This is a genomic window from Nocardia sp. NPDC050710 (assembly GCF_040654375.1).
GTDB lineage: Bacteria > Actinomycetota > Actinomycetes > Mycobacteriales > Mycobacteriaceae > Nocardia.
The window spans coordinates 98,430-115,446 of the sequence record NZ_JBFAHV010000019.1 but is presented as its reverse complement, the minus strand read 5'-3'; the positions used below and the strand labels follow the sequence as shown (position 1 = coordinate 115,446).

General features: G+C 67.4%; 19 protein-coding genes and 1 tRNA gene. 8 read left to right on the top strand and 12 right to left on the bottom strand.

The genetic code is table 11. The features are described from left to right. Window positions 1–374: 374 nt before the first annotated feature. On the bottom strand, window positions 375–1,010 hold the full coding sequence (locus AB0H61_RS27470) for a DUF3159 domain-containing protein (RefSeq protein WP_357309988.1): 636 nt from the start codon (window positions 1,008–1,010) through the stop codon (window positions 375–377). 5 nt (window positions 1,011–1,015) lie between these two features. Further along, a complete protein-coding gene (locus AB0H61_RS27465; RefSeq protein ID WP_357309985.1) occupies window positions 1,016–1,969 on the bottom strand; it encodes a TauD/TfdA family dioxygenase in 954 nt (317 codons plus the stop codon). Window positions 1,970–2,041: 72 nt separating this feature from the next. Here AB0H61_RS27465 and AB0H61_RS27460 point away from each other — a divergent pair, with 72 nt between their 5' ends. The 4 genes from AB0H61_RS27460 (at window position 2,042) to AB0H61_RS27445 (ending at window position 5,594) form a co-directional block, all read left to right on the top strand. Continuing rightward, a complete protein-coding gene (locus AB0H61_RS27460) occupies window positions 2,042–2,641 on the top strand; it encodes a helix-turn-helix domain-containing protein (protein WP_357309983.1) in 600 nt (199 codons plus the stop codon). 484 nt (window positions 2,642–3,125) lie between these two features. Continuing rightward, entirely contained in the window at window positions 3,126–4,307 is a 1,182-nt protein-coding gene (locus AB0H61_RS27455; protein WP_357309981.1) for an MFS transporter, read from the top strand. Then, a complete protein-coding gene (locus AB0H61_RS27450) occupies window positions 4,301–4,945 on the top strand; it encodes an HAD family phosphatase (RefSeq protein ID WP_357309979.1) in 645 nt (214 codons plus the stop codon). The genes AB0H61_RS27455 and AB0H61_RS27450 overlap by 7 nt, the downstream gene beginning before the upstream one ends. A 223-nt stretch (window positions 4,946–5,168) precedes the next feature. Further along, complete coding sequence (locus tag AB0H61_RS27445; protein WP_357309977.1) at window positions 5,169–5,594, top strand: hypothetical protein; 426 nt, start codon at window positions 5,169–5,171, stop codon at window positions 5,592–5,594. A 236-nt stretch (window positions 5,595–5,830) separates the two neighbouring features. Here the strand turns inward: AB0H61_RS27445 and AB0H61_RS27440 are convergent. From AB0H61_RS27440 to AB0H61_RS27420, 5 genes are all read right to left on the bottom strand, one after another. Beyond that, window positions 5,831–5,903: transfer RNA gene (locus tag AB0H61_RS27440), tRNA-Ala, on the bottom strand. Between the two features lie 86 nt (window positions 5,904–5,989). Then, a complete protein-coding gene (gene glpR, locus AB0H61_RS27435) occupies window positions 5,990–7,078 on the bottom strand; it encodes a gephyrin-like molybdotransferase receptor GlpR (protein WP_357309974.1) in 1,089 nt (362 codons plus the stop codon). A 290-nt stretch (window positions 7,079–7,368) separates the two neighbouring features. Beyond that, entirely contained in the window at window positions 7,369–8,019 is a 651-nt protein-coding gene (locus tag AB0H61_RS27430; protein WP_357309972.1) for a GNAT family protein, read from the bottom strand. Between the two features lie 12 nt (window positions 8,020–8,031). Continuing rightward, window positions 8,032–9,291, bottom strand: a complete 1,260-nt coding sequence (gene glp / locus AB0H61_RS27425) for a gephyrin-like molybdotransferase Glp (protein ID WP_357309970.1) — start codon at window positions 9,289–9,291, stop codon at window positions 8,032–8,034. A gap of 136 nt (window positions 9,292–9,427) precedes the next feature. Next, window positions 9,428–10,384 carry a UTP--glucose-1-phosphate uridylyltransferase gene (locus AB0H61_RS27420; RefSeq protein ID WP_357309967.1) on the bottom strand — a complete coding sequence of 319 codons (957 nt, stop codon included), beginning with the start codon at window positions 10,382–10,384 and terminating at the stop codon, window positions 9,428–9,430. Window positions 10,385–10,535: 151 nt separating this feature from the next. Here AB0H61_RS27420 and AB0H61_RS27415 point away from each other — a divergent pair, with 151 nt between their 5' ends. The 4 genes from AB0H61_RS27415 (at window position 10,536) to mscL (ending at window position 12,784) form a co-directional block, all read left to right on the top strand. After that, window positions 10,536–11,132 (top strand): 5-formyltetrahydrofolate cyclo-ligase, encoded by a 597-nt coding sequence (locus tag AB0H61_RS27415; RefSeq protein ID WP_357309965.1) that lies wholly within the window; start codon window positions 10,536–10,538, stop codon window positions 11,130–11,132. Window positions 11,133–11,201: 69 nt separating this feature from the next. Then, complete coding sequence (locus tag AB0H61_RS27410; protein ID WP_357309963.1) at window positions 11,202–11,495, top strand: FmdB family zinc ribbon protein; 294 nt, start codon at window positions 11,202–11,204, stop codon at window positions 11,493–11,495. Window positions 11,496–11,602: 107 nt separating this feature from the next. After that, entirely contained in the window at window positions 11,603–12,271 is a 669-nt protein-coding gene (locus tag AB0H61_RS27405) for an SAF domain-containing protein (RefSeq protein ID WP_357309961.1), read from the top strand. Window positions 12,272–12,379: 108 nt separating this feature from the next. After that, a complete protein-coding gene (gene mscL / locus AB0H61_RS27400; protein ID WP_357309958.1) occupies window positions 12,380–12,784 on the top strand; it encodes a large conductance mechanosensitive channel protein MscL in 405 nt (134 codons plus the stop codon). Between the two features lie 81 nt (window positions 12,785–12,865). Here the strand turns inward: mscL and AB0H61_RS27395 are convergent, their stop codons facing one another. From AB0H61_RS27395 to AB0H61_RS27375, 5 genes are all read right to left on the bottom strand, one after another. Then, the gene (locus tag AB0H61_RS27395) at window positions 12,866–13,546 is read right to left on the bottom strand and encodes an MspA family porin (protein WP_357309956.1); all 681 of its coding nucleotides are present in this window, start codon (window positions 13,544–13,546) and stop codon (window positions 12,866–12,868) included. Window positions 13,547–13,614: 68 nt separating this feature from the next. Beyond that, entirely contained in the window at window positions 13,615–14,289 is a 675-nt protein-coding gene (locus tag AB0H61_RS27390) for an MspA family porin (protein WP_357309953.1), read from the bottom strand. Window positions 14,290–14,795: 506 nt separating this feature from the next. Beyond that, window positions 14,796–14,975, bottom strand: coding sequence for a hypothetical protein (locus AB0H61_RS27385; protein WP_357310126.1), 180 nt, complete (start codon window positions 14,973–14,975; stop codon window positions 14,796–14,798). Window positions 14,976–14,983: 8 nt separating this feature from the next. Then, window positions 14,984–15,478 (bottom strand): MogA/MoaB family molybdenum cofactor biosynthesis protein, encoded by a 495-nt coding sequence (locus tag AB0H61_RS27380; RefSeq protein WP_357310124.1) that lies wholly within the window; start codon window positions 15,476–15,478, stop codon window positions 14,984–14,986. Window positions 15,479–15,588: 110 nt separating this feature from the next. After that, window positions 15,589–16,980, bottom strand: a complete 1,392-nt coding sequence (locus tag AB0H61_RS27375) for a trypsin-like peptidase domain-containing protein (RefSeq protein WP_357309951.1) — start codon at window positions 16,978–16,980, stop codon at window positions 15,589–15,591. Window positions 16,981–17,017 lie beyond the last annotated feature (37 nt).

Genomic DNA, 17,017 nt, shown 5'->3' with positions numbered 1-17,017 from the left:
CCGGCCGCACATCGTCATCCGCAAACATCGCAGGTGTGATCGTCGTCATGGCGGCGAGCGTATCGTGCAGCGACCGCGATTCCGTTGAGGACAGCAGCCAAGAACTATCGAGTCGCCCGATATTTGCCCCACTCGATTCGGATGAAGCGGCCTCTGGTAGGCGAGCCACGTCCCGGGGCCCGGGGCGAACCCTCTCCGGGCCCCGCGTGGGACGCGACAGCGGCGAGACTCCCCAGGCGAGAACAAGTTACGGCTGCGGAGCAGCGGCCGAGATCGGGGTGCGGGGGTGGGCTCAGCAATGGGTTCGGGCCGGGCTGTGACTACCAGGTGGTCGCGAACGGCAGCACTGGCGCGGGCATGCATGCTGCCGTCGGTTATCGCTTGCGGACCCACAACCATGAAGCGGCAACGGCGATGAGTACCGAGGGTTTGCCGAGCAGCATGGTTACCACCGCCAGGGCCGTGATCTGATCGGCGGCATACAGCGGCAGAAGTATCAGCACATGGAGCGCCCACATCACGGCCCAGGCCGCGGTCAGGCGTCTGTGCTGCCGGATCCGGGACTGATCGACATCCGCAGGTTCGATCCGGATGCGTTGGCACACAAGCAGACTCAACGGACGACCCCGGATGAGGGTGGCACCGAATGCGACCGCCGAGACCGCACAGCCGACGATCTCGGGTAGGAAGAAGGCACGACCTTCACCGGTGAACAGCACCAGCGCCGAATAGGCGGTGACAGCAATCAGAGCGGCCGTAACGACTTTCGGTGAATCACCGCGCCGCCACCGCCATCCGGCGAGCAGGGACGCCGTGATCACCGTGGCCGCGACCGCCGGACCGGTCCCGAACAGTTGATATCCGAACAGGAATACCGCGACCGGCGTGACGGCGTCGACGAGGTGCCGAACGCCGCCACGCGCGATAACGGCCTGCCCGAGCACCCCGGCGGCTGACCGTACTCGCGCGGAGTCGTGCGGTGTCCCGGACCGGCTGTGGTCGACTGCCATTTCGGTCAACGTGTGGGACGGGGGCCGACGATGGAGGCGCGTTCCATGATGCGCACCTGGGGCCAGTAGTCGCTGGCGGCATAGTGCTGGACGGCGCGGTTGTCCCAGAACGCGACGGTGTCGGGCTCCCACCGCAGCCGAACCTGATGCTCGGGAGCGTCGGCCGTCCGGCACAACCGGTCGATCAGCGCCCGGCCCTCCCCGAGATCCAAGCCGTGGATGCGGTCGGCGAAGATCCGGTTGACGTAGAGGTGCTTGCGGCCGGTGACGGCGTGCGTGCACACCAGCGGGTGGGCCACCGCCGGATGCTCGGCGCGCATCTTCTCCCGCTGCTCGTCGTTGAGCATATGCCCGAACGCGCGAGTGAAATCATGGACGGCGTCGAGGTTTTCGATTCGCGTCCGGGTGTCGTCGTCGAGGGCGTCGTAGGCGGCGTACATATCGGCGAACAGCGTGTCCCCGCCGATCGGGGGCACCGAAATCGCATGTAGGACAGCGCCCATCGATGGCTGCTCGCGCCAGGTGACGTCGTGGTGCCAGGAGTTCTCGAAACCGCCGACCTGGGCGCTCTTTTCGAATCGCACGAGTTCCGGCTGGTCGGTGTTGGCGGGGATGAACGGGTGGACCTCGAGCGTGCCGAACCGTCGCGCGAAGGCCACGTGCCGTTCCGGGGTGAGCGACTGATCGCGGAAGAACAGCACCTTGTACTCGTGCAGCGCCTGCCGCAGTTCGACGATCACCGCGTTCGGCAACTCGGTGGTCAGGTCCACCCCGGAGATCTCCGCGCCGAGGGTTGCGCCGACCTGGCGGGCGTCGAAATACTGCCAGCTCAGCCGGCCGAGCCGGTCACGCTCGGCGGCGACATGTGTGAAAGGGCCGGACCAGACCGGGTATCCGGGGAGCTGAACGGTACGGGGCGCGTAGCCGGCGGCCGGGTCCTTATCGGCGATCACGGACATGGCGACCTTCTTTCTAGGAGGAAGCGAGGCTGTAGTCAATCGACTACAGCTGATATGAGCTACTGTAGTCACATGACTACAGAGGGTGCAAGGACGTCTCCCGACGACAGCAACCCACTCGGTCGCGACGCCGTCGTGTCCGCGGTACTCACCCACGCCGCGGATCTGTTCGCCGAACGTGGCCCGGCCGCGACGTCGATCCGAGACATCGCCGAGCGGGCCGGAGTGAACCACGGACTGGTATTCCGGCACCTCGGCGCCAAGGACAAGCTGGTGACGGCCGTACTCGACCACCTGTCCGCCGAAACCGCCGAGTTCGCCGATACCGGCACGTTGTCGCCGGACGATCCCCGACTACGCCGGCACTGGGTCGTGCTGGCACGTTGCATTCTCGACGGCTATCCGGTCGGACAGATGCAGAGCCGATTTCCTGTCATCACGGCCCTGATCGACCAGGCCCGCTCACATCGAGCCGACGACCGTGACGCCGCCCTCTCCGCCGCGAACGCCGCGGCGTTCGTACTCGGCTGGCAACTGTTCGAGCCCTTCCTGCGCAATGCCGCCGGGCTCGACAACATCCCGAATGCCGAACTGCGGCAGGCCATCAGCGCCGAAGCCGTCCGGATTCTGTGCGGCAGCCCGCAACCATCCCCCGCCGACCGAAACCACTAGCTGGATCGCGACCGTCACAGCTCCCCCCATCCGAACAGGTCGCCGATGAACCGACGGCCGCGCGGTTCGAAGCGGTCATGCGGCCTGTCCGAAGACCAACGGGCGAGATCGGCCGACGCGAAGCGGTGGTGGGCCCAACATTTCACAACCCGAACCCGCTGGTAGTGGAGCGGCCCGAGATTCGGATCTTCGAAGACTGTGACCCAGCTCGGCTGCGACGCCGGTGAGACCTTCGAATGGCACTTTGTGGAGCCCATCACCGAGAGCCTTTCCAAGTGGTAGCTCTCCGTACCCCTTGGTAGGTTTCGGCTTGCTCGCGCAGCGTGGCGCGGCCTCTCAGCCTTCGACTCGCGAACCTTCCACCGATCCACAGTTTGTGCGCCTCTTTCGTCATGGAAAGAGGCGGGAATCGTCATACCCACCTGCAGCCGATTTCGCGACCGTTCTCGACGGCGAAGTCGGCGGCGGCACCGATGGAGATTTCATGACAGGCACCGTCGCGCCGACTTTGGAACGCGCGCGAGATCTACCCGACACCGTTGTGCGGAGTCGGGGTTTGTTGACGGGATACTTCGCCGGACTCGGCGTTGTGATGGCCGTCTGGGGAACCCGGATTCCGGCGGTCCAGGCGTCCGCCGGATTGGACACCGCGGGACTGGCCGCGATACTGCTCGCCGCCGCGGTCGGCATGGTCGCCGGCCTCCAGGTGGGTGGTCGCCTCGCCGAGCCCGCCCGACTTTCGCAACTGTTGACCGGCGGCGGACTCGGTCTCGCCGCAAGCCTCGCGTTGCTCGGTACCTGCCGAAATCCGATCGCTCTCGCCGTTGCGGCGCTGCTCTTCGGTGCCGCGCACGGTGTGCTGGATGTCGCGGCGAACGCCGCGGCGGTTCGGTGCCAGGAGGCATACGGTCGCCCGATCATGTCGGGCCTGCATGCGGCCTACAGTCTCGGCGCGCTGGGCGGGGCAGTGCTCGCCGCTGTCACCGCACACGATTCGCACACCTACATTTTCGGCGTCATCGCGACCGTGATGATCGTGGCCACGGCCGCGGTGGCGCCGGTGACCCGCTGCGTCGGATCCGCGAACCTTGCTCCGGTGGAAACGGCGACGCCGGAGCGTTCGCCCGAACTGTCCCGGTCCCGGATCTGGCTGTTGGGCTTGCTGGCCGCCGCATGTCTGCTGGGTGAAGGCGCTGCGGCCGATTGGTCGGCAGTCCATCTCAGCGTGCTCGACGCGTCGCCCGCGGTCAGTGCCGCGGCGTTCGCCGGATACAGCGCGGCCATGGCCGCTGGACGTCTCGTCGGTGATCGGCTCATCGCACGCTTCGGTGCGCCGAAAGTAGTTCGGACGGGCGCGATTCTGGCCTCGGCCGGACTAATCGCGGGTCTGTCGGTGACCGGTGTGCCGTTCGCGTTGGCCGGCTGGGCCGTTTTCGGTCTCGGCCTATCGGTCACGATTCCCTCCCTGTTCAGCGCAGCCGGCGCAGGCGGACCTCGCGCGGTCGCCACCGTAGCCGTGACCGGCTATCTCGGCCTCCTCGCAGGCCCGGCGCTGGTCGGCGCCCTGGCCACCGCGACAACTCTGCCCGCTGCCCTCATACTGCCCGCCCTGCTCGCCGCAGGCGTGGCTGTCCTATCTCATCGAGCCCTGGAGAACCGGTGGTAACCGCACTATCTCACCAGCCCGCGGAACTCGACGCGGTCATCTTCGACTACAACGGCGTCATCGGCCTGCAGCCCACCATCCCTATGTGGAGCAGCCTCGCCGAACTCGCCGGATGGCACGCCGACGAGCTCGGACTCTTCCAGACCGCTTTCTGGAGCGCCCGCGAACCCTACGATTCCGGCGAATTCGACGATGCGGACTTCTGGACCGCCGTGCTCGGCCATCGCCCGAACCCGGAACTGCTCACCCGGTTGTGTGCCGTCGACACCGCGATGTGGACCTGGACCGACGACCGCGTAGTCGCACTCCTCCACCAGGCCCGGCAGGCGGGTCTCCCGATGGTGCTGCTCTCCAACACACCCCGTCCGGTGGCCGATGCCCTCGACACCTCCGACTGGCGCACTGTGATGACCGACGCCCTCTACTCGGCCCGGCTCGGCATGAACAAACCCCACCCCGACACCTACCGAAACGCACTCGCCGCGACCGGAGTTCGCGATCCCGGCCGCGTCCTGTTCGTCGACGACCGTGCCGACAACTGCCAAGCCGCCGCTCGCCTCGGTCTGCGCACGCTCCACTACACCGGCTCACCCGCCGATATCGAAGAACACCTTCGCCTCGCTATCGTCGCCGCGTAGGTCCCACCAGTCCGCACAGGGGATTTCGGGGTCGACGCTGGGCTGGGGTACCCCAGCCCAGCGTTCGACCGGCCTGCCTGCGGCGTCGATCGGGAGTCCGGGGCGCAGCCCGATACTGATCGCTACCTCGTCGTGCCAGGCGCGGCAAGGTGGAACACCGTGTCATCGGCCATGTCAGCCAGGTGTCAGGGCGGTATCAGGCCAGACGCTGATAGTTGTTGCCATGACGAAGAACAGCACCTCCTCCATCACCCTCACCGATCAGGACAAGAGCACCCTGCGGACCGCCGCCTACGGCGCCGTGTCACTGATGGCCGCCGCCGATGCCACCGGCAAGCCCGGCAAGGTCGCTACGAACGGTTCCATCGCCTTGTCGTCGGCGATCGGCACGATCGGGCACGTACTCGCCGCGAAGTCGAACGACATCATCCTGAACGGCAAGTCCGTCGCCGAACTCGCCGACCACGTGCTGCCCGCCCTGACCGCAGCGATGGGCCTGCTGCACAAGCAATCTCCGGCCGAGGCCGACAACTTCCGCAGCACCGTCCTCGTCGCCATCGAAGCCGCCGCTCAGCCCCACGAGGGCCGGCCCAGCCCCACCTCGACCGCGATGGCCCGCAAGATCACCGGAGCCCTCGACGCCGCTTGACGGGATGCTTCACACGCGGCCCACATCTGACCCTCACAGACCATCCCTACCCCTCGCAGCGATGACAACCTCTGCGAGGGGTGCAAAGCCGTTGCGAGGACGTCGACACTCGGCGCGATCGAAGTCGACATCGACGCCGAACCCGCCCCAGTTGGGTCCTACCGGTTCAGTTGGAAGATGCGAAAGGGCGGGTTCCCGAGTTCGACTCGAAAACCCGCCCTTACCTGCGGGAACTGTGGAGCTAAGGGGAATCGAACCCCTGACCTTCTCGATGCGAACGAGACGCGCTACCAACTGCGCTATAGCCCCGTGCGGTTCCCGGGGGGAACCGCGCTGTGCAACTGTAGCAAAGATGCCCCCAGACTCCGAATCGGCCGTCTGAACTGGGGAAATGCTTATGCTCCCGCGGCTCGGCGCATATCTCCGCCGGTGCCGCGGCGGAGAGCGCGGGCGGTGGCGGGGTCGAAGGTTTCGAGGTTTTCGAACATCGGGTCTTCGTCGTCGGGTTCGAGCAGGACGGAACGGCGGCGTAGGGCGCGGGCGGTGTCGCGGTCCATGGCGCGGCGGGCCTGTTGTTCGGCATGGCGGGAGTCGTCGTCGGCGTATTCGTCGCGCTGGCCGCGGGTGAGGCGGGCGGCACGGCGGCGGCGGATGTCCTCTTCCATGCGGACCTGCTTGCGCAGGTAGGCCAGGTAGGTGACGAGGACGACGGCGGTGAGTCCGCAGGCCCACCACAGCAGCGCGTTGATGACGACGCCGAGGGCGCCCGAGAGAATGGTGGCGAGTACCAAGCCGAGTACGGCGCGCTGCCGGAAGGTGTAGCGGGCGGCGCGGGCGATCGCGTCGGCTTCCGGGTCGTAGCCGCCGCGGCCACGCCGGGTCGGCACGAATTCCTGGTCATCCGAATCGGATTCGGGATCCGTGTCGGTGACGCGGGCCGGCGCCGCGGAGTGGGCGGGCGGGATGCGGGCCGCGGTCGCTGTGGTGTGCTCATCGGCCACGTCGTCATCATCGGCCGGATCGTCTGTCTGCGCAGCGGTTCCGGCGGTTGCGATGTCGGTCTCGTCCGAATCGGTATCGTCCGAATCGTTTTCGGCGCTGTCGTCGAGCTCCGTCTCGGTGATGTCGGCGTCGGATGCCGCGGTGTCGGACGGGTTGTCGCCCGCCTCGAGTGCGGGGACGGTCCCCGGCTCCTGGTCGGCCTCGGTGACTTGGTCGTCGGCCGGTGTCGTCATCCGGTCCTCCGCATGATCGCTGTGGGATAGCTTTCTCTGCACTCGGGTCGGCCGATAGTCGGGGTCACTGTCGTGCCCGGCGGCCGGTCCTTTCTTCGTGCGCCGCTTGGAACCTCCGCGGTGCAAGACGCGGGTCGCCAATGCCGCGTCGGTGGTCTGACGGATCCGCGGGTGCCGATCGGCGAGTATCGGGAACAGGACGAAAACCCAGAGCACGACCAGGCCGATCCAGAGAATCGAATTCGGCATCGCCTCAACACCTCCGTCCCCGCGTGAATTGTCCGTTAGGTCCGCGATTTTCCCCGCACCGCGCCCCGTCGCCGTGCGTTCGCTCGATGCAAAACGGACGGACGATAGTCCGGTCGCCGGTCGCCTCGCAGGCTCCCTGCCGATGCTGCGGGACGCACCATCGACGTCCGTAGGTTAATTCCGCGTTGGGGGACTTTCCGGCAGGCGCGCCGTGCACACAAGTCACACCTGTCACATATCCCCCATTTTCACGGCGTGTGTGGACGCGGCGTGTCGACCTCACCTCCGGCCTATGGGAGGATGACCCGGCCCGCGCGGACCAGCCGGTCCACCACGGTTCCGTTCACCTCTTCGACGGTCAGCCCGACCAGCAGATGATCGCGCCACGCCCCGTCGACGTCGAGATACCGCTGCAACAGTCCCTCTTCGCGGAATCCGACATTGCGCAACACGGCCTGGCTGGCCAGATTCTCCGGCCGCACGGTGGCCTCGACCCGGTGCAGGCCGACCGGCCCGAAGCAATGATCGAGCCCGAGCGCCAGCGCGGCCGTCGCGACACCCTGACCACTGAGATCTTTGGACACCCAATAACCGATCCAGGCCGAACGCAATGCGCCGCGCACGATATTGCCGACGGTCAGCTGCCCGCTGAACACCCCGTTCACCTCGATCACCAGCGGGATCATCGCACCGCGCCGGGCCTCCGCCTTCAGGCTCGACCACAGCGACGGCCAGTTCGACGCGTGGTTGCGCGCCTCCCACGCGCCCCGGCCGGTCGGCTCCCACGGCTCCAGATGTTCCCTGTCCCGCAATCGGATCCGGCTCCAGGCCGAGGCGTCACGCAGTCGCACCGGCCGCAACGTCACCGTCCCCGCGGCGACCCCGACCGGACCCAAATGCGCGGGCCACCCGGGATGCTGCGTGACCCGGAAAACGTTCATGGTCTCCACGCCTCAGCCGCGCTGTGCGAGAAAAGCAACCTGGACCTCGTCACCGGTCCGGATCTCGGTGTCGTCCGGGTCGATCACGATCAGGCTGTTGGCCTCGGCCAACGTCGCGAGCAGGTGAGAGGAGGAACCCGCCGCCCCGCCCAGCGGCTGCACCAGGTAGTCCCCGGTGGATTCGTCGCGCATCAACTGTGCGCGCAGATAGCCCTTGCGCCCCGCCATCGAACTGATCGGGGTGATGGTCCTGGCGTGGATGATGCGGCGCATGGGATGCCTGCGCCCCAACGCGATTCGGATCAACGGCCGCACCATGACCTCGAAAACCACCAGCGCGCCAACGGGATTCGAGGGCAATAGGAAGGTGGGCACCTCGTCGCGGCCGAGCCTGCCGAAACCCTGGACCGAACCGGGATGCATGGCGACCCGGGCGATCTCCAACTCCCCCAACCCTTCCAGGGCCTCACGGATCTGTTCGGAGGCCCAGCCGCCGACCGCGCCCGCGATCACCACGACCTCGGATCGGACCAGCTGCCCCTCGACCACATCGCGCAGCCCGCGCGGATCGTCGCTGACGATACCGACCCGGTTCACGTCCGCGCCCGCGTCCCGCGCGGCGGCGGCGAGCGCGTAGGAGTTCACGTCGTAGACCTGGCCGGGCCCTGGAGTTCGATCGATATCGATGAGTTCCCCGCCCACCGAGATCACCGACAGCCTGGGCCTGGGGTGTACGAGCACCTTGTCCTGACCTACCGCGGCGAGCAGACCGACCTGGGCCGGACCGATGATGGTGCCCGCGCGCACCGCGATATCGCCGGGCTGTACGTCGTCGCCGATGCGCCGGACGTAGTCGCCGGAGCGCACCGGCTCGTAGACCTTGATCCTGGCTCGGCCGCCGTCGGTGAAGTCCAGCGGCAGCACCGCGTCGGCCAGCGTCGGCAGCGGCGCGCCCGTATCGACCCGCACGGTCTGGCGCGGCTGCAACCGAATCGGCTGGCGTGAACCCGCGACCACCTCACCGACCACCGGCAGGGTCAGGTCGACGAGTTCGTCGTCCTCGCCGCGGATATCGGAACCGGCCGCCGCGACATCGACGCTGCGCACCGCGTAGCCGTCGATCGCGGCCTGATCGAATCCGGGCAGCGGTCGCTCGGTGACCACGTCCTCGGCACACAGCAGGCCCTGGGCTTCGGAGATCGCGACCCGGACCGGCCTGGGCGCGACCGCCGCCGCGGTCACCTTGATCTGCTGATCCTCAACCGAGCGCATCCAGCCCTTCCTGATCCTCTCCGCACCTCACGATTCCGCCACCCGACATGCGCCTGCGCGGCACATGTTCAGCGCCCGACGGTGAACCATCATTCGTACCCGACGGTCCACGGTCGGCGAAACCCGGCCGCGCTCCTCAGTCGTACGTCGTCAGCTGCGGATCCCAGTCCGAACTGAGCCGGTGCTGCAACCACTCCCGCAGGGCGGGGCCGTATTCCTCTCGTTCCAAAGCGAAATCGACCGCAGCACGAAGATAACCGCCGGGGTTGCCCAAATCGTGGCGCGACCCACGGTGCACCACCACATGAACCGGATGCCCCTCCGCGATCAGCAGCGCGATCGCGTCGGTGAGTTGCAACTCACCACCGGCGCCCGGCTCGATCCGGCGCAGCGCGTCGAAAATGGCGCGGTCCAACAGGTATCGGCCCGCGGCGGCGTAGGTCGAGGGCGCGTCCTCCAGCGCGGGCTTCTCCACCATCCCGTTGACCCGCAGCACATTCGGGTTCACCGCGTCAGGCACCGTCGCCACGTCGAAGACGCCGTAGGAGCTGACCTGGTCTTTCGGAACGTCGATCGCGCACAGCACGGATCCTCCGCGCTTGCGCCGCACGCGGCTCATCACGTCCAGCACACCGCACGGCAGCACCAGATCGTCGGGGAGCAGCACCGCGATGGCGTCCTCGTCGTCATCGAGGACGCTCTCGGCCTGCGCCACCGCATGTCCGAGGCCCAATGGCTCCTCTTGGACCACCGAGGTCACATCGAGCAGGGCGGGCGCCTTGCGCACCTTCTCCAGAAGATGGAATTTGCCGCGCTCGGCGAGGGTGCTCTCCAACACCAGATCCTCGACGAAGTGCGCGACCACACCGTCCTTGCCCGGTGAGGTGACGATCACCAGCCGGTCCGCGCCGGAGTCCGCGGCCTCGGACGCGACCAGCTCGATTCCGGGGGTGTCGACCACCGGCAGCAACTCCTTGGGCACCGTCTTGGTCGCGGGCAGGAACCGCGTCCCGAGCCCCGCCGCCGGCACGACGGCGGTCCGGAAACACGACGCCACCGCACCATTCGCGGACTGTTCGGCCTTTGCTGTCATTCGTCTACCCTATCCATCCATCACTCAGCCCATCGCCGTCGCGACGACCTGGCATCCCGGTGAGCGTAGCGAGCGATCCTTCTGCACGGCGCCCTGCGGGAGATGAAGCCGAGCGCCGGCGAGGCGCAGTCGTGAGCTTATGGTGATCAGCATGGAGATGCCCGGCGAGCGCAATAAACATGCATGGCGCTCCGAAATACTCGCGCAGCGGGAGGGCGTGACCGCCGGAGCACACGCCGCGGAAGCCGCCGCACTGGCGGAAACAGTGGGCGAACTCGAGGTTTCCGAATGGGTGTGCGCCTACGTGCCGGTGCGCGGCGAGCCGGGTTCGACGGCCCTGCTCGACGCCCTGTGTGACGCGGGGGCCAGGGTGCTGCTGCCGATCACCGGCCCGCCCGGCCCGCTGGAATGGGCCGAATACACCGGCGAGAACGACCTGCGTCCCGCCCGCTGGGGGCTGCTGGAGCCGAACGGACCGGTGCTGCCCACCGAGACGATCGCGCGGGCCGGGCTGATTCTGATTCCGGCGCTCGCGGTGGACCGCCGCGGTGTGCGACTCGGGCGAGGCGCGGGTCACTACGATCGGACACTCGGCGCCGCCCGCACGGACGCGCGACTGGTCGCGGTGGTCCGGGACGACGAACTCGTCGACCAGCTCCCCGAGGAACCGCACGATCTGCGCATGGGTTGGGTCCTCACCCCGCGCGGCGGCCTGCAACGGCTGGGCACCGATCACGTCGCGGAATGAAACACCGATTGGCGGTGTTGGCACTGTCGGCTGTAGAGTGCCAGTTTGACGAACCCTGCGGAGGATCCTGTGCCAACTTATTCGTATGCGTGCACCCAGTGTGACAACCGCTTCGACATCGTTCAGTCCTTCTCCGACGAGGCGCTGAGCGTCTGTGAGAAGTGCTCTGGCAAGCTGCGCAAGCTGTTCAACTCGGTCGGGATCGTCTTCAAGGGCAGCGGTTTCTATCGCACCGACAGCCGCGGCGGTGCGTCCACCGCAAGTGAACCCGCGAAGTCGGACAGCGGCTCGAGCACCAGCACCGCCAGCTCCGGCACCAGCTCGGAGTCGACCTCGTCCAGCAGCGCCGCGGTAGCCAGCTGAGCCCGGTGCGCCCGACGCGGCGCACCCGTTATCCACAGCCCCACAGTTATCCACAGCCACCCGTTTTCCCCGGCCGGCCGGTGTGTTTCCGGCCATAGGATCCGGCCATGATCCGATCGCGCACCGGCCTGGGCCGCGGTAGCCCGCTACGTTTCGCCCTCTGGAACCGCCCGCCCTGGGTCGATCTGCCGCTCGCCCGCAGACTCCTCGCCGCCGCACTCACCGTGCTGGCGGCGGCGCTGTTCGTGCGCGGGGATCCCGACGCGCAACGCAGCGATGTCGTGATCGCCGGGCGTGATCTGGCACCGGGAAGGCTGCTCGAGGCGAGCGATCTGCGGGTCGTCCCCCGCGAGTCCGGCACTCTCCCCGACGGTGCGGCGCGCGATGCCGGCGCCCTGGTCGGCGCGACGCTGACCGGTGCGATGCGGGCGGGCGAGGTCTTCACCGATCTGCGTGTGCTCGGCCCCCGGCTGGCCGCCGCGGCGACCGGCGCGAGCGACGCCCGCATCGTGCCGATCCGCCTCGCGGATACCGCGGTCGCCGAGATCCTGCGGGCCGGTGACCGCGTCGATGTGGTCGGCGCGGAGGAGTCCACCGGTCCCGGTATCCGGCCCGCCCGCACCCTGGCCGCCGATGCGGCGGTGGTGCTGGTCTCGGCACCGGGTGATCGGCATGCCGCGCCGGAACGGGTGGTGCTGGTCGCGATGGACGCCGAACACGCCATCGCGGTGGCCGCCGCCTCGCTACGGATCTCGCTCACCGTCGTTTTCCATTAGGAATATTCGCCAAGAATTTGCCCGATGGTCGGCTAGCATCGGAATTGTCGGCGCGCACGCCGCCGCAGCGCGCAGCTGGTCAGCTCCCACTCGAAGGAGATATCGGCAATGCTGAAAGGCTTCAAGGATTTCCTCCTACGCGGAAATGTCGTCGACCTGGCTGTTGCCGTGGTTATCGGTACCGCGTTCGTCGCCATCGTGACGGCTTTCACCAATGGGATCGTGAATCCGATCCTGGCCGTCTTCGGCGGCACCAATGAATTGGGGTTAGGTTTCCAGCTGGTAGCCGATAAGCCCGCAACCTTCGTTCAAGTGGGGCCGATCATTACCGCGATCATCAATTTCATCCTCATCGCGGCGGTGCTCTACTTCGCGCTGATACTCCCGGCGACACACGCGAAGAACCGTTTCAGCAAGACCGACGAGAAGCTGAGCGATTCCGAGGTGCTGATCCAGATCCGCGATCTGCTCGCCGACAGCCAGCGCAGCGGGGGCGGTAGGCACGAGCCGTAATCACCCATGCGACAACGAAAACGGGCCCGTCGCCATGGCGACGGGCCCGTTCTGTCGATCAGTCAGGCGTCGATCCGAGGATCAGCCGATGCTGAACGGCGCGCCGTACAGCGTGATCCAGGTGACGACGCTCTCGGTCTCCACCTCGACGCTGACGAACGCCCGCGCCTGCGCGTAGCCGGCACAGCCGCTCAGACCGATGGTCTCGTCGGCCCAGGTGACCGAACCGCTGCTGCCCTTGAAGGCGTTGCGCTTCTTGTGGGTTTCGTTGCCGAAGTCGTCCGCCTGCTCCAGGTCCAGGACGTAGAAGGACTTCGCCTGGCCGGGGCCGAGGGACAGGTCGCCGCCGGTGTTGGCGCCGATACCGGGCTTGACGCTCTCCCCGTCGCTCCAGTCGAGCGAGCCTTCGACACCACCGCTGGCGCCACCGCCGGCGATGTTCACCTGGCAGCCCACGGTGTAGCCCGGGAAGATCTTGCCGCCGGCATCGGCGCCCGTGCCGGACAATTCGACCTGAGCGCTACCGGAGACCCACGCGTTGCGGTGCACCGGGGTGGAGCCCATGGACGGGTTGATGTTGGCGGACTCGCCGACCAGGCGGACCGTGACCACAGTGCCGTCGGAGAGGGTCTTGACGATTTCGCCGCCCGGCAGCGGAACGAAGGTATCGGCGTTGGCCGCACCGGTGGAGAACAGCCCCATGGCGAGAGTGGCAGCGGCGCCGACACCGGCCACGCGTGCCACGTTCTTACGGTTGATCATTTGTTTGTACCCCTCGAGGGTTGAATTCGCTTCAGCGAGAAGAATGTTCGTTGGAGAGTCGACAGACGTCAGCCGATGCTGAACGGCATCCCGTAGAGGGTGGTCTTCGAGTAGTGGTCGCCGATGATCTCGACAACGGTGTAGGCACGCGCCTGGGCGTAGCCCGCGCAGCCCTGGATCTCGATCTCGGCATCCTGGTATTCCACCGAGTACACGCCCGGCTTCAGGATGTCCTTGTAGTCGATCTGAACGAACTTGACCTCGCCGGGGCCGAGCTGGAGGCCGATGGAGCCACCGAGCGATCCGCCGTCGAGGTTGATGCCACCCGACACACCGGCAGAGATCGCGTCGTCGGCAATGCTGACCTGGCAGCCGACGATGTAGCCGGTGCTCAGCTGGGACGCGCCGTGCGTCGAAGAGTTGTTGCTACCGGGCGCGCCCGACGGACCGTTGTTGGGGCCGATCTCGCCCTCGGGGGTAACGGTGACATCGGCGGTGGCGTTGCCGGAGACCCAGACGACGCGACCGGCGCCGTTGGCGGCAAGGGACGGCGAAATCAGGGCGTGCTCACCGGTGCGGGTGATAGTAACGCCAGCGCCGAGCTTCTGGCCGTCCGGCAACGGCACGAAGGTGTCGGCATTGGCAGCACCGGCCGAAAGCAGGCCCATGGCAACGGCCGCGGCGGCGCCGACGCCCGCGACGCGGGCACCGCGACGCAGACCGTTGGTGCGGTTCTCGCTCATACTTCCCCTCATCAGGTTCTAACGGTCCACCTCGACCATCGAGGTGGACATTGGTCCTCTCAGGCCCAGCTCAGTTTGTCGCCCCTATGTTGCCGGTACGTAACCGACGGTTATTTCGGCGCAACGGCCTTGGCTGGCAACGGAACCGAGCCGGGTTCCGCCGGGTCGACGACGTACGTGACGTACCCGGGCCTTCGTGGTCCAGTGTTGGGTGGCTCTGGCGAAGATTAAACCGTCAGTAACAGCGTGGCAACGCAAGCTTTCGTAAAGATCAATGTGATGTAGATCACGCTTATCAACATGACCATATCGCTTGACGTGCATAAATGCAGAAGGGGGAGCTGCGGATTCGCCAAATCGAAGAACCCGAGTCGCAAGAACGCCATTCGAGGATTACGAGACACCGCCGGATGTCATGACACAGATCACAGCACGATGTACAAGGCTTTCAGGTGAATCACGGTTCTATTAATGGAAACAATACGGAGCAAGTCCGTAGAGAGCGCTCAACCGTGGTGCGGAGGTACCTGGGAGCGGAGCCAGTCATCGGAGCCGGAATCGGCCCCGGAATCGGGGTCGCGTTCGTCGGCCGTGGTCTCCGGCAGGGTGTCGCCGAAGATCCGGGCCAGACGTGCGGCATCCCTCGCCCGGCGGGCCGCAGGGCGAGGGTCGTCGGAAGCAGCGATACCGGAAATTATTCGACCAATCCGGAGAGTTCACCGATCACCTTGCTGGCGAGCGGCCCGAGAGTTGCCATACCGTCGCGGATCGCCGCGCGGGTGCCCGGCAGATTCACGACCAGGGTGCTGCCCGACACGCCGGCGAGCCCACGCGACAGGCCGGCGTCGAGCGATCCGGCCACGCGACCGGACGCGCGCAGCGCCTCGCTGATGCCCTGCAACTCCCGGTCCAAGACCTGCGAGGTCGCCTCGGGCGTGACGTCACGCGGGGACATGCCGGTGCCACCGACCGAGATGACCAGGTCGACGCCGCCGATCACAGCGGTGTTCAGCGCATTGCGGATCTCCACCTCATCGGCCTGCACCGATACCGACGCGTCGACGAGGAAACCCGCCTCGGTGAGCAGCTCGGTGACCAGCGGGCCGAGCGAGTCCACACCTCCATGCGCCGTTCGATCATCGACGACCACCACCAGTGCACGCCCCGCCACAGAAGCATCGATTTCCATGGTGCTCACCGTAGCGCTTGCGGTCAGGAGTTCCACGGCTGCGCTCGACAACTCGGGCCCGAGCGCGGGATTGATCACGGCATCCGCGCCGAACCGCCGGGTCGGGCGCATCACCGCCCACCGTCCGCGGGCGCGCCGGAGAGGGTGACCTCCACGGTCTTCGGGTTCCTGCCCTGCTCATCGGTATAGGTGACCTTCACCTTGTCGCCCGGCTGATGCGATCGGACGGCGGCGATGAGCGCGTTCCCCGAGTCGATGGGCCGGTCGTCCAGTTTGGTGATGATCGCGCCCGCCGGAATGCCCGCCTTGGCGGCCGGACCGTCCGGGGTGGACTCCAGCACCAGCGCGGCGGTGTCCTGCGGGCGCAGTTTGATACCGATCTGCGCGTAGGTGGCGTGACCGGTCTTGATCAGTTGGTCGGCGACCCGGCGCGCCTGATCGACGGGGATCGCGAAGCCGAGGCCGATCGAACCGCTCTGCGCCCCCGCGGCCTCACCCGCGCCGAGGCTGGCGATGGCGGTGTTGATACCGATGAGCTTGCCGTTGGCGTCGACCAGCGCGCCACCGGAATTGCCGGGGTTGATCGCGGCGTCGGTCTGGACCGCGTCGATCACCGGGTTGACCTGACTGGGGGTGCCCTCGCCCTGGGTGGAGACCGGCCGGTTCAGCGCGGAGACGATGCCGGTGGTGACCGTGCCCGCCAGTCCGAGCGGCGATCCGATCGCGATGACCGGTTGACCGACCTGAAGGTTCGACGAGGAGCCCAGCTCGATCGGAGTCAGCCCGCTCTTACCGCTGACCCTGATGACGGCCAGGTCGGAGACCGGGTCGGCGCCGACCAGCGTGGCCGGTGCGGTACTGCCGTCGGAGAAGACGACCTCCATCTTGGCGCTGTCACCGCCACCCGCCGCGACATGGTTGTTGGTCAGAATCAGGCCGTCGGAGGACAGCACGACCCCGGAGCCCTCGCCTTCGGCCCGGTTGCTCGCGACCTTGATCATCACGACGCTCGGCAGCACCTTCTGCGCCACCGCCTGGGTCGAACCGGGCGGCGCGTTCACGACATTGCCGACATTGGGCTTCGGCGCATCCAGGGCATTGGTGACCTGCGCGGGTCCGTTATCCGCTCGGGTCGCCAGCGCGCCCACCGCACCGCCGACGCCACCACTGACCAGCGCCAGGGCGACCGCACCCGCGACCAGTCCGGCGCGGACCGGCCGGAATGGGGGCTGCTGCGGCGGCTGCGCGCCGAAGGCGGCGCCGGGCACCGCGCCCGGAGGGGGCGGGAAGTTCGGCGTCGCGTACTCCTGACCCGCCTCCGGTCCCGGGAACGGCTGCGTCTGGTACTGCGGCGTCGACTGGTGCGCGGCGCCCGGATCGGGCCTGCTCCACGGGTTGCTGCGCGCCGCGGGCACGGCCGGGATCTGCTCGGTCGGGCGGGGGCCGGGAGCCGCGCCGCCGGGTTCCGGCTCCCCCCGGCGGTTCTGGAAGTCCTCGGTCATGGCTTCTCGTTTCTCCTCACGTCTGTCACCAAGCCTG